Origin of the sequence: Snuella lapsa (genome assembly GCF_039539345.1) — a bacterium.
Taxonomy (GTDB): domain Bacteria; phylum Bacteroidota; class Bacteroidia; order Flavobacteriales; family Flavobacteriaceae; genus Snuella; species Snuella lapsa.
Genome location: NZ_BAABCY010000053.1, coordinates 61,136 through 74,694 on the forward strand (window position 1 = coordinate 61,136; position 13,559 = coordinate 74,694).

Consider the following 13,559-nt stretch of genomic DNA (forward strand, 5'->3'; position numbering starts at 1 on the left):
AATTATGAAATTAAAATTACAGCAAGCTTTGCTTGCCTTGTCTTTATTAGTAGTTCTTACAAACTGCAAGAATGAAAATAAAGGAGCCATGGCAGATAACATGGCTAAAACGGAAGCAGTGCCAAAAGGAAAGGATAATGTAGCCTATCAGTGGGCACATATAGCGCTTGAAGGTACAGCAAATGATACAGATAAGTTTAAGCCAAGACCAACGATCACCTCAAGATTTTTAGGATTGATTTTCACATCAATGTTCGATGCCTGGACACGATACGACGATAAGGCAAGTCCGGTTTACCTTAATGATGTAGCACGTCAGCCTAAAAACAAAAGAACCCTAAAGAATAAAGAAATCGCCGTGAGTTATGCGGCTTATCGTGCCCTAAGTGAATACTATTACTCTGATAGTGTTATGTTTAAGAATAAAATGATAAAATTAGGGCTAGATCCTAATAATAAGTCGCTAGATCCTACAACACCAGAAGGAATAGGAAATCTGGCGGCAAAAATGGTTATCGATGCACGTAGGCATGATGGTTCCAATCAATATGGTGATGTCGAAGGATCTATGGGCAAACCGTATTTCGATTACACGGGATATAAGCCGGTTAACGATGCCGATAATAATGTCGATATTAACAGGTGGCAGCCTAAATATTTTTCAGATGGAAAAGGCGGAAAGTTTGCTCCAGGATGCTTAACCCCATACTGGCAAAAAGTAAGACCACTTTTACTTAGTACGGCAGATCAGTTTCGCCCAGGACCACCCCCCGTGTTAGGTTCAGATCAGTTAAAAGAAGAAGTAAAAGAAGTTGTTGAATTACAAGCTAATTTAACCCCAGAACATAAAGCCTTGGTAGAGTTTATGCGCGATGGTCCCAAGTCGGTACAGCAGGCGGGACACTGGTTGAAGTTTGCTCAGGATGTGTCGTTAAGAGATCATCATACACTTGACGAGGATATAAAGATGTATTTTCTTGTAGAATCGGTTGCTATGGACGGCTTTATCGCGTGTTGGGATTCAAAAATGCATTACGATTTTGCAAGACCATATGCCTTAGTGCATGAGTATTATCAAGATCAAACCATTGATGCCTGGGGAGGTCCAGATAAAGGCATGGTGAAAATGAAAGGCCAGGAATGGCGTCCATATTCTCCCGATACTTTTTTGTGTCCACCATTTCCTAGTTACGTGTCAGGACATAGTACTATTAGCGGAGGCTGTGCCGAAGCACTAAGACTATTTACCGGCAACGATAAATTTGGTGTTGAAGTAGAATTGATCCCAGGTGCGCTTACCGAGCCCAATAATCTTGGAGATCCAGTAGTTCTTAAATTTCCAACCTTTACCAAAACAGGAGAAATGGCAGGGATATCCAGAGTAATGGGAGGGTACCATATTCAAGCAGATAATATTGAAGGACTTAATTTAGGACGGAATATAGCCCGTTACAATTACAAAAAATATTTGGAGCTTCTTGGTGAATCTACAGATAATCTATAGCTAGTAGAGAGAGTTGTTAGTTTGAAATTCGCCCCCCTCATGTTATATAACATTTAGAGGGGCGGATAAAATTAAAAAGTAAGTTAGTATGGCTCGTTTTATTTCCCGTATCAATAAATTCAGATTGTTAAGTGTTAGTATTGGAATAATATACCTTTGGTTTGGAGGGCTTAAATTTTTTCCGGAGTTGAGCCCTGCAGATGCTTTAGCTAAACAAACCATAACGTTTTTAACATTGGGATTTATGCCAGAAAAGATAAGCATTTTAATGCTGGCAGTTTTAGAGGTAGCTATTGGTTTGTTTCTAATCTTTAACTTTCAAATTAAAAAAGTTGTTGTTGCTGCCATTTTGCATTTAGTACTTACATTTATTCCAATGCTATTCTTTCCAGAAATATCATTCACTAAAGCACCTTTTGTTCTAACCCTTGTTGGGCAGTATATTATTAAGAACATTGTTATTATTAGTGCGTTGTTGTTTATTTATCCTTTAGAAGAGTATAAAAGGGAAGCCATTTAAGATGCTTCTGTAGCATTCCTAATTAAATTAAAAACTTCAATAAAGGAGGGTTATTGCTCTTTTATAATCAGATTATAATAGAACATAATGAAAAATAAATATTTTATAAGTACAGTTTTTGTGCTTTTTCTATGCTTGTATACAGGAACAAATAAAATAAAAGCCCAAGGGTGTGTTGCCATTCGTGGTTACTCGTCATGTAGTGCAGGAAATATGGAAAATGGGATTAACCTAAAACAAGGAGAGTTTACGGTAGGTTCTAACTTCAGGTACTTTGAGTCCTTCCGACACTTTAGAGGAACTGAAGAAGAGACAAACAGGGTAGATGAAGGTACCAATGTAATAAATGACTCCTATTTTTCTGATATTACATTTAATTTATGGAATTAGCGATAGATTTTATACCAATGTGTTAATTCCTTTTGTTTCGCATACTAGATCGTCATTGTACGAACATGGTGGAAATAGGCTTGGTGATAGACGTAATACAAAGTCCAGCGGATTGTCGGACATTCGTTTAGGTGCAGGGTTTTGGCTGTTTAAGCCTAACAGTAAATCTTTTAATGTAGCATTAGGGACTGGAATAAAATTGCCTACAGGTGATTATAGGTATACAGATACCTTTTACAATCAGGGAGATAATAAAGATATGATGGTTGATAACGTTGTTGATCAATCAATACAACCGGGTGATGGTGGTGTAGGGTTTAATTTAGACCTTCAAGGATATCAAACGTTGTCTCACCATTTTATGCTAACAACAACGTTATACTATTTGTTTAACCCTAGGGAAACGAACGGGGTTCTAACACGCAGTGGGTCAAGTGAGTTTTCGGTACCAGATCAATATGCTGCACAATTAGGAGCTTTGTACTTTACAAATGTTAAAGGTCTTAACATGTATTTAGGAGGAAGGTTAGAAGGTGTGCCTGCTTCTGATTTAATAGGAGGTAGCTCAGGGTATAGGCGTCCCGGCTATGTAATTTCTGTAGATCCAGGAATTAATTATAGTGTAGATAATCTAACTATGAGTTTAAATGTTCCTGTTGCTTTAGAGCGTAATAGAACACAAAGTTTTATAGATAAGCAAAGAACTTCTGAGACAGGAGAATACAGACATGGCGATGCTGCTTTTGCCGATTATCTTATAAGCTTGAACTTTACTTATAAATTCTCTAAAAAGCAGGAAGATAAGGGTATAAAAACACCTGCTGATTCGCTTGATTTTAATATGAAAAGTTAAATTATAGGTGTTATGCCCAATTGTTAATCAAAAAGAATTCTTCGACGCTATGCTTCGGAGTTTGTGTTGAAATTGTCGTTCCCGTGAAATTGAAGATTCAAGAATACAAAAATTTGAAAATATTATATTATGAATAAAACGGGAATCTAAATACAGAATTTTGATTATCGGCCTTGTGAGGTCAAAATGAAACGATCGAAACCTGTACTGAGCTTGTCGAAGTATACTTCTATGGCTCTGCCTTGGGGATAGTTCGTTTCAAGGAATTCTTTATTTTTTCTCGTTTATTAAATTACGATAGAGCCATTAAGGTTTAAAACTTTTCCTGGTTAAGCTGTTGCAGACTATACATACGGATTTTATAAAGCTCAGCTCAATTTTTTATACATCCAATACTTGTAATTCATAGTTATTTCTAAGGTTTATACCGCTTTGGAATTAAAAGAAAATACCCTTATGAATATTATATTTTATAATTTATAGTTAAAAAAATAGTATAAACAAATAAGCTTCTAGATACTTATTTGTGTGTTTTTTATTATATATCGGAAGATTTTTTTGGTTGAAATGAGTGAAAATACCGATAAAATGTATTATTTTTATGCTTTCTAAATATATTAACTATGAAAGTTAAGCAAATATCATTAGAAGAGTATAATTGGAAAGCTAGTCTTTCCTCTTTACATATTAAGGCTAATGTGTTTTTACTTTTTATTTCTCCTAAATTTAAGGAAAAGCAAGAAGTTATAGGTGTACTAAGGAAAGCGTATCAAAATGCCTGTATTATTGGATGCTCGACAGCTGGAGAAATATCGGATGTTTCGGTTAAAGATAATACAATTTCCCTAACAGCTATTCAGTTAGAAAAAGTTGTTTATAAAAAGGTATCTGTAAGTGTTGATGATATGACTTGTAGCTATGCTGCAGGGCAAGAACTAGCCACCAAGCTTTTCAACGAAAACTTAAAACATGTACTGGTTTTAAGTGATGGTTTAAATGTTAATGGTGCCGATTTGGTTACTGGCTTAAAGACAAAATTGCCGGATGTTAGCATAACAGGAGGATTGGCTGCAGATGGATCCGATTTTTGTCAAACGTTTGTGATTAATAATGGTGAAATAGTTGATAAAACTGTTATAGGTTTAGGGTTTTATGGAGAAGGATTGAAAGTTGGTTACAGTTCCAAAGGAGGATGGGATAGTTTTGGAATAGAAAGGCTCGTGACTAAATCGGATAAAAATGTTTTATACGAATTAGATGGTCAACCAGCCTTAAGGCTTTATAAATCTTTTCTGGGAGAACAAGCCAATAATTTACCAAGTTCAGGGTTGCTGTTTCCATTAAGCATGCGAATAAACGAAAATACAAAACCTATAGTTAGAACCATATTAGCTGTCGATGAAAAAGAACAAAGTTTAACATTTGCAGGTAACATTCCAGAAGGGGCATATGTTCGATTAATGAAAGCTAATATTAATAGGTTAATTAATGGTGCTGAAGAATCAGCTATTTCAGCGAACAAAGAATTATTGGAAACATCAGAACTGGCTATACTTATCAGTTGTGTGGGAAGACGGTTAGTGCTTAAACAAATGGTTGAGGAAGAAGTGGAAGCGGTAAGGGGCGTATTAGGTCCAAAGCCATGTGTAACGGGATTTTATTCCTATGGGGAAATAGCACCATTCGAAGAGTTTTCACCTTGTGAAGGAGCATAATTAGTGAATGAATATAACAACTTTATCAAATGCCAAATAATAACATACATAGACTTTTAAAGTGGCAGTTAGCAAAATCTGGATTGGATATTGAAGGGCAGCCAGAGTTAGCTGAATTTTTAAATATGGTTAACAACACTTATGATAACTTTGAAAAAGATATTAATCGTTTTGAGAATATTTTAGAAACTAATTCTAAAAATCTATTTATCGCAAATCAACGATTGATGGATGAAAGGGATCGTCATAAAACAAAGTTAGAGCATATTGTTGACAACATAGGAGGCGTTATTTTTGAAACAGATCTGGAAGGTAATTTTACCTTTTTAAATAGTGCCTGGACTAAATATTCAGGGTTTCCTCTTAAAAACTCTATAGGAAAGAGTTTTAAAGAATTTCTTAAGAGAGAGAATATAGATGGAGATAAAAATTTTGACGAATTATTTTTTAGTGGTAAACAGAGTATTAAATTTCTTTTCAAGAATGAATACAACGATAAATTGTCGTGGTTTGAAGTAAAATCAAAACTTATTTTTAGAAATAATGGGATGCCGGCAGGATTCATAGGAACCATTATTGATGTAACAAACTTAAAAGAAACAGAAATTGAGCTTCAAAAGGCCAGTAAATCTAAAGACATGTTTCTTTCTACGGTGTCCCATGAAATAAGGACACCGTTGAATGCTGTTACCGGATTGACTAATATTTTGCTAATGGAAAAACACCTTCCAGATCAAATAGAAAATCTCAAGGCATTAAAATATTCGGGCGAACATTTACTAGGTTTAATAAATGATTTATTGGATTTCGACAAAATTAAATCGGGGAAATTAAAAGTTAACGAGGAGGATTTTAATTTAGATTTCTTTTTAGAAAATACAGAGTCTCATTTTAAACTAAGGGCAGATTCTGAGGGAATTAGGTTTAAATTACAAAAGGGTAATGACCTGCCTGCCAATATTATTGGAGATCGATTAAAGTTGGCTCAAATAGTAAATAACTTATTGAGTAATTCGTTAAAATTTACAGAACAAGGAAGTATAACGCTTAGTGTTAAGAACTTCGGAATAGATAAAAATAAAGTAAAGCTTCAGTTTAGTGTTATAGATACTGGCATAGGAATATCAGCAGATAAACAAGAAGCCATTTTCGAAAGTTTTATGCAGGCTGATTCTGAAACCTCGGTTAAATATGGTGGTACGGGACTTGGCTTGTCTATCAGTAAAGAATTATTGAACCTACAAAATAGCGATTTAAGAGTAGAGAGTGAACTGGGAAAAGGCGCTACGTTTTTATTCGACATTACATATAAAATAAGTAATAGACTTAATGTATATGAGCCAAATATGATAAAAATACAGCCAACCTACGATGCTTTAAATGTTAATGTATTGGTGGCAGAAGACAATAGAATGAATATTATGGTTATTAAACGGTTTTTTTCTAACTGGAAAGTTAATTTTAAAATAGCAGAGAATGGTAAGGAACTATTGGATATTTATAGAGAAGCCGATTTCGATTTGATATTGATGGATTTACAGATGCCCTTAATAGATGGTTATGAAGCTACAAAAATTATTAGAGAGTTACCAAATGACAAGGCAAATATTCCTATTATAGCTCTAACGGCATCACCACAAACAGATATGAGAGAGAAAACAAAGCAGTATAAAATGAATGGTTTTATGGGCAAACCCTTTAATCCAGAGAAATTGTATTTGTTACTTAAATCCTATAGTAAAGAAGTGGTTAATAAAAAGGCGATGTAAATTTTTAGGCTTCAGCATTAAAAAAGACTTTGTAATAATGCATTTTTTTTTCATCATCATATCCTCTTTCCATAAATTCAGTAGAAGCCTCTGGAGCATCTATATCTAGCTTTATTTGTATGTTAGTGTCTAATTTAATATCGGTTTTAAACTTTTTCTTTTCTTTGTTTACAACGGCTTCAGCTACATCAAACTGGTTTCTAAGGACTGTATTTTGTTCACTTTCAAATGTTTTTTTATAATCATCGAAGAGTGTTTTGTGTTTGTCTTCTTCAAAAATTTCATCCTTGAATTTTTCAACAGCTACTATTTCATTTTCTTTGAAATAATCAATGGTTTTAGCTAAGAAGGCATTTTGTTCTTGGGCACCATAAGTGCTTTTAATAATTTCGGTCGAAAACTCTTTACAAAGTTCAATGTATTGTTGTGTGTGGTTATTGGCATCGTCAGCATATTTAATATTTAAAAAATGATTGATCCAATATTGCGTGTCATAACTATTATTGTCTACCGATAAAACAATTTTACCCTCGTTGTCAGATTGATTCAAAATTAAGCAGCCTTTGTCTACTTTTTTAGAACTAATGCCTTTTTGTACCACAACATCATAACTGTTGTTTTCTAAGTAGGTTTGAAAAAAGTTAATTTTGCTTTCAATTTTAAAAATACCAATGGCGTTAGTGGTTATATCATTAAATTCAATACCGTCAAACAATACTACCAATACATCGCCTGTTTTAATTTGAGCCGAATTAGATTGTTCGAATAAATGCGTAACAATATGCTTTGAAATATCTACGAATGCTTCTTCATCGTTAAACAACTGCGTTGTGTAACTGTTAATTTCATTTAAGTTAATGTCGGCATGATGGTTAAAACGATAACTTTGCACCACACTGCCAAAAGGCCTTAATAAAAAAGGGAGCATTAAATCGTAGCTAGCCTCGTCAAAGTCTACTGTCTTTTCCGAAAATGCGTTTTTTGTACTGTTAAATTTGTTTCCCACTTTGTGGATAATAAATTTTGAAATAGAGGCATTTTTTCGTGAAATCATAATATGTAAAGCATACGTGTTATATAAGGTGCAATACTATTAAAAATAGCTGAAACTCTTATCTAATTGTTAGCTTTTTAAAAGCTTTATTTAACTAGTTTATTTTGTAAATGATAACAGTGTTATCTTCTCCTTCAACAACAAATTCCAAATTGCGATCCCTATCTATTTGGTTTAAGTCAATAGTAGAATTGCCATAAACAGGAAAATTAGGTAGTAATTTAGAACGACTATCATACAAATATACCTTATGGGATTGCAGGTCGGTAATGGCAACGTAAATTTTATCATTAATATAGAATAGTTTTGGAATAGAATAGCTGCCGTAATCTATTTCTATAGTATTGTTTTTAATGGATAATTTGTTTTCACTGTGGGATACCAATGTTTTACTTGAAGCTACGATACTATGTTTTTTTGATAATTTCAAGTTTTGCGTAGCAGTATTTCCTTTAGAGTCAACACTCATTAAAGAGCCATTAGCTGTAGTTGTTGTAAACTTATTTTGGAATAAATAAATGGGCTCAGGAGAAAAAGTGACGTTTGTTGTTTTTGGAGTGACTCTGTTTCGTCCAGTTCTATCCAATATGTAAAGTTTATTTTGGGTTTTTAGAGCGATATAATCCTTACGGCCAATTCTAAAGTGTTTAGGTTGACTTATTATGCGATTATTGGCAGATTTAAAAATGAACCCTTTTACAATTTGTGCTTTAACATTATACATTAATACATCTTTGCCTTGTGTGACCAAGAGCCTGTAATTTTTGTTCTTATCGTAATCGAAAACAGATAGAGGTTGCGTTATTTCGTCGTTAAATTTGCCAGGAAAGGGAGCTACATCATTGCCGTTTCTGTCGATAACATAAACTCGATGTGGGGTGGCAAATACCAATTGAAGCCTTCCGTTTTTATAAATATCAATTTGTTCAATAGTCCCTAAAACAGGACCATGCAATTGTTTTTTCCAAAGTACTTTACCCTTATTGGAAATTAAATATAAGTTGTTGTTAATATCTTGAACAACTATTTCTTTTTGATTTGTTACGTGGTTGGTTACAAATTGAGGTGCGTTTAAAAGTGCTTTGTCCAATTTTACGGTTAATTCTTCGGAAATTGAATTTAATCTTGCCTTGGTTTTAATTTTTTTAACAATACCATTTACATGTGCAAAATTAGTGTCATATATAAGCTGAATAGCAGATGCTTTGTAATCGTCAAATTTTAAATTAGAATTGTTGGCAAAATTTTTAGATAGTGTATTTTCTAATCCCGACGCACTGTTAACCATCAACAAGGAAGCAGCGTCACTTAGTTGCTCTTTAATAGTTTTAAAGTAATGACGTTCACTAAAAGTTGTTTTGTTTTGATAATTAGCAATAATGTTTTGTAAGACCTCCATGTCGTTTGCAAAAACAAAAAAATTATCAAGTAAACAATACTTGCTTGCTTTGTTAAATGTTACCAAAGGAGAAAACGTTTTAGAAAATAAATCGGGAGTACTAAAATTATAAATGGGAATTTCTCTGTAGGTAGTAGTTTTATTTTGTTCGCTTGCTAAGGCTTCTTCGGTCGCAATAACATCAAGGGAGTTTAATATAATAGCCTGTTCGCTACCTTGATAAATAATACCTATTTCATTAATATTATCGAAAATCATAGTCGTTACATTGCTGCTAGATGCTTTAAACTTCAATAAATTAGATTCAAAATCCTTAAAGTTATTAAATGTAAAACTCATAAAACCATCACTGTTAGCTGGAACCACATTTGGACAAAGGTTTTCTTGTGGAATAGTGTTTTTGAAAATATTGATTAGGCTTTTAGAAGAATCGGTAGCTTTCGTTATTCCATTTAAAATTATTTCGTCTTGATTTAAGTCAATATCAAGAGCTGAATAATTTGTAAAAGAGTTGGTCTTGATAGAGTCTTCAAGAAAAAATGATTTTATGTATGATGTATTAGAAGTACTTATTATTGATGCCGTTTTGGTAATGTCGATTGTGTTGTAAAATTTTTCTAACTCAATGTTTTGAGCAAATTTGTTGTGCACCATTTCTACAATTGCTTTAGATGATGAAGCGAAAAAGGTGCTATCTGCAATAGTGCTGTAAAAGGTGTTGCCGTTAAATTTTGATCGTGTTAGTGGCTTATTTTTGTATAAAAATGTTTCTTCAGTATAGTCTGTTAAAGAATCACTTTTAAATATATTCGTTTGGTATTTTGTTATAACAGTATAGGCAAGACTATCTCTTTCATCTTGAGAGATACAAATCAAAAGGTCTTCAGAAGCATTTAGAAGAGATAAGTAGTCTAGTTTGTCTTCAAGTTTCTTGTAAGAAACCGTGTTGGATAATCTTTGCAAAAAATCATTATTCTTTATGCTGCTTTTCAGTCCCTCGAAGTTAGAGGTTTTAATAATGGTATGGGTGTTTTGGGGGACAAAATGTATGAGCTCAGAGCGATTTGTTTTGGTGTTGGTGCAATTAAGGACAATTGTAGTAAGAAGGATCAAACAAAAGAATCTCATGAAATGGTTTAATTTTTACAAACCTACATATTTTCATTCTATAGCTCAAATAAAAGCAGGGCAATCTAGGGTAAAACCTGTCTGCTTTTTTAAAAGTTAAAAGTTAATTGATCTGGTAAAAGTTTAAACGATTTTCTGTGATATTTTGTAACTCCGTACTTGCGGATGGCTTCCCTGTGTTCTTTTGTAGGATAGCCTTTGTTTTTTTTCCAGTTGTACATTGGGTACTCTTCATGAATGGTGTCCATATATATATCGCGATATGTTTTGGCTAAAATTGATGCAGCAGCAATGCTCATATATTTACTGTCTCCTTTTATAATGGTTTCAAAAGGAATGTTGCTGTAAGGTTTAAATCTATTGCCGTCAACAATTATAAACTCAGGGGCTATGTCTAAAGCGTCAATGGCTTTGTGCATAGCCAAAATAGATGCATTTAGAATGTTTATGGAATCTATTTCTTCTTGGAAAATATGAGCTACACCAAAACACAGAGCGTTAGATTCTATAATTGGCTTTAAAATGTTTCTTTTCTTTTCACTGATTTGTTTAGAATCATTTAATAAAATATTTTTAAAATTCTCAGGAAGTAATACGGCAGCGGCTGTAACAGGTCCAGCTAAACACCCCCGCCCAGCTTCGTCAGTACCACACTCTAAAAGATAATTTGAATGATTTTTAAGTAGCATTAACAAATTGTTTGATGTGACAAAGCTAAAATATTAAAGTAAAACCATAAATGAATATATAAACCAACTTAGAAAGAAAAAAACTACTTTAATTGTGTAATTGTTATTTTTAAAGTCAAATATTGATTAATATACATATAATCAATATGTTTTATGTTTATTTTTTAACATTTATAAGAATTAGTTTATGGATTTTTGCTTTTTTTCTTGTTTTTTAAATATAAAATTAGGATGTTTGCCTGTGACTAACTCAAAATAAATATTTAGATCATCCTGTTTTACGTCAGGATAGTAATATTTTAAATAAAGAAAACCAGCTAAATTTAGCTGGTTTTCTTTATTTAAAATATTTCCCTGTTCTTAACGTTCAAATAATTACTTTTGTTCCAGAAAATTAATCAAGGCGTGTAGCGTGTAGTGACATGTCGCATAACAATTATCTACAATGCGAAATGCGTTGACTGTAAAAAAAGAAGAATAATTAATGCGGATAAATAAAGCAGTTTTGGCATTCTTTTTTGTGTTGCTGTTTAATACACTAAAAGCACAAGATAGGACGCAGTTTTCAAGAGATCGTATGAGTAGTTTTGATCGTCAGGACACACTTAGTCCAGAAGCTAGAAAATCAACAGGCATAAAGAACCTTAAAAATCCAGATGCTAAAATTCAAGATTACTTAATTATTTCTTATAAAAATGATACAACCTATGTAGATACTACTTTAACAATACAAAAAGAATATAAATTTAATTATTTAAGAAGAGATAATTTTGGGTTAATGCCGTTTTCGAATTTGGGACAAACATATAATAGTTTGACATATGATTTTCAAAGTACGCGTTTAATGCCTCAATTTGGTGCGAGAGCAAGACATTTTAATTATATGGAGATCGAAGACATTAATTATTATAGAGTGCCTACACCGTTAACCGAGTTGTTTTTTAAAACAGCTTTTGAGCAGGGGCAACTAGCCGATTCTTTTTTTACTGTTAACACATCGCCCCAATTTAATTTTTCAATTGCTTATAAAGGGTTGCGTTCTTTGGGGAAATACCAGCACTTACTTACTAGTACCGGAAATTTTAGATTTACAACCAATTTCCAAACCAAAAATAGTAGGTATGGGATAAAAGCACACGTTGTGACCCAAGATTTGATGAATCAAGAAAACGGAGGGCTTCAAGATGGTAATGTTGAGTATTTTGAAGCTGGCGATGAAGAGTTTCTGGATCGATCTATTTTGGAAGTGAATTTTGAAAATGCCGAAAGTATGCTGCGAGGTAAGCGTTTCTATATCGATCATGCTTATAAGATAATTAAAGAAAAAGACTCAGTGTCTAATAATAAACTAAATATCGAACATGTTATGTCCTTTGAGGACAAGTATTTTCAATTCGACCAATCTAATGCTAATGGTTATTTTGGAGACGCTTTCAAGAGTTCAGTAAAAGACCGTGCTACATTAGAACGCTTCTTTAATCAGCTGAAATTAAATTACAGTAACAATATATTAGGGTTGCTTCAATTTAATATTAGTAATACTAATTATAATTATGGTTACGATAAGTTAGTAGTGTTAAATGGTAAAACAATAACCAATAGGCTGAAAGGGGATGTTTTTGCTGCCGGAGGGGTGTATCGTAAACAATACAAAGGATTTGATCTGCAAGGGGAGTTTGGGTTAAATGTTGCTGGAGATTTTGAGGGCAATTTTTTAAAAGCCCAGGCATCCTTTAAACTCAATGATGATTTGTTGGTTTTGGCGTCTCTTAACCATAGTTCTAAAGCACCTAATTATAATGTGTTGCTCTACCAAAGTGACTATATTAATTATAATTGGCAGAATGGTTTCAATAATACCGAAACACAACAGTTGGCCTTTCAGCTAAAGGCAAAAAAACTGGCCGATTTCACCATTGACTATACCACGATAAATGATTATACGTATTTTAAACAAGATGAGGTCTCGGGTATGGTAAAAGCGTTTCAAAATGAGAATACCATAAGTTACTTAAGAGTTAAGTTGGAAAAGGAAATACGATTCTTTAACAAGTTTGCTTTAAGTAATACTGTGCTGTATCAAAATGTTCAGGACGATAATAATGTGTTTAACGTGCCAGAGTTAACAACTCGTAATACATTGTATTATTCTTCTCATTTGTTTGGCAAGGCGATGTATTTGCAAACAGGAATAATATTCAATTACTTTACAAGCTATTATATGAATGCATATGATCCGCTGTTGGCTGAGTTCTACGTGCAAACGGAGCGGGAATATGGGAGTTTTCCTAGATTGGACTTTTTTATAAATGCAAAGATACGTCAGACAAGAATCTTTTTGAAGGCCGAGCACTTTAATTCCGCGTTTACAGGTTATAATTATTATTCTGCTCCTAACAACCCATATCGAGATTTTACCGTTCGTTTTGGTTTGGTCTGGAACTTCTTTTTGTAGGGTATTTCGTGTAGTTTGAAGAGGTTGTAGATATATTCCGTGTTGTAACCATTTGGTTTCCAGTGTTGTTGTTTTGTGGTGTA

At 33.2% G+C, this 13,559-nt stretch carries 10 protein-coding genes; 7 read left to right on the forward strand and 3 right to left on the reverse strand.

The genetic code is table 11. From position 1 onward, the window contains the following. Positions 1-4: 4 nt before the first annotated feature. The 6 genes from ABD792_RS09975 (at position 5) to ABD792_RS10000 (ending at position 6,751) form a co-directional block, all read left to right on the forward strand. A complete protein-coding gene (locus ABD792_RS09975) occupies positions 5-1,504 on the forward strand; it encodes a vanadium-dependent haloperoxidase (RefSeq protein ID WP_345005820.1) in 1,500 nt (499 codons plus the stop codon). Positions 1,505-1,592: 88 nt separating this feature from the next. Continuing rightward, a complete protein-coding gene (locus ABD792_RS09980) occupies positions 1,593-2,024 on the forward strand; it encodes a doxx family protein (RefSeq protein WP_345005821.1) in 432 nt (143 codons plus the stop codon). 87 nt (positions 2,025-2,111) lie between these two features. Next, complete coding sequence (locus ABD792_RS09985) at positions 2,112-2,414, forward strand: hypothetical protein (RefSeq protein WP_345005822.1); 303 nt, start codon at positions 2,112-2,114, stop codon at positions 2,412-2,414. Beyond that, the gene (locus ABD792_RS09990; protein WP_345005824.1) at positions 2,371-3,267 is read left to right on the forward strand and encodes a transporter; all 897 of its coding nucleotides are present in this window, start codon (positions 2,371-2,373) and stop codon (positions 3,265-3,267) included. The genes ABD792_RS09985 and ABD792_RS09990 overlap by 44 nt, the downstream gene beginning before the upstream one ends. 623 nt (positions 3,268-3,890) lie before the next feature. Further along, positions 3,891-4,982 (forward strand): FIST signal transduction protein, encoded by a 1,092-nt coding sequence (locus tag ABD792_RS09995; protein ID WP_345005826.1) that lies wholly within the window; start codon positions 3,891-3,893, stop codon positions 4,980-4,982. 29 nt (positions 4,983-5,011) lie between these two features. After that, positions 5,012-6,751: a PAS domain-containing hybrid sensor histidine kinase/response regulator gene (locus ABD792_RS10000; RefSeq protein WP_345005827.1), complete on the forward strand. Its 1,740-nt coding sequence runs from the start codon at positions 5,012-5,014 to the stop codon at positions 6,749-6,751. Between the two features lie 4 nt (positions 6,752-6,755). Here the strand turns inward: ABD792_RS10000 and ABD792_RS10005 are convergent, their stop codons facing one another. The 3 genes from ABD792_RS10005 to ABD792_RS10015 all read right to left on the reverse strand — a co-directional run bounded on the left by ABD792_RS10005 (position 6,756) and on the right by ABD792_RS10015 (position 11,021). After that, complete coding sequence (locus tag ABD792_RS10005; RefSeq protein ID WP_345005828.1) at positions 6,756-7,805, reverse strand: nucleoid-associated protein; 1,050 nt, start codon at positions 7,803-7,805, stop codon at positions 6,756-6,758. A gap of 94 nt (positions 7,806-7,899) precedes the next feature. Next, complete coding sequence (locus tag ABD792_RS10010) at positions 7,900-10,332, reverse strand: ribonuclease HII (protein ID WP_345005829.1); 2,433 nt, start codon at positions 10,330-10,332, stop codon at positions 7,900-7,902. Between the two features lie 89 nt (positions 10,333-10,421). Next, positions 10,422-11,021, reverse strand: a complete 600-nt coding sequence (locus ABD792_RS10015) for a ribonuclease HII (protein WP_345005830.1) — start codon at positions 11,019-11,021, stop codon at positions 10,422-10,424. A 484-nt stretch (positions 11,022-11,505) separates the two neighbouring features. Between ABD792_RS10015 and ABD792_RS10020 the strand changes: the two genes are divergently transcribed. Continuing rightward, positions 11,506-13,476 (forward strand): putative porin, encoded by a 1,971-nt coding sequence (locus tag ABD792_RS10020; protein ID WP_345005831.1) that lies wholly within the window; start codon positions 11,506-11,508, stop codon positions 13,474-13,476. Positions 13,477-13,559: the final 83 nt, after the last annotated feature.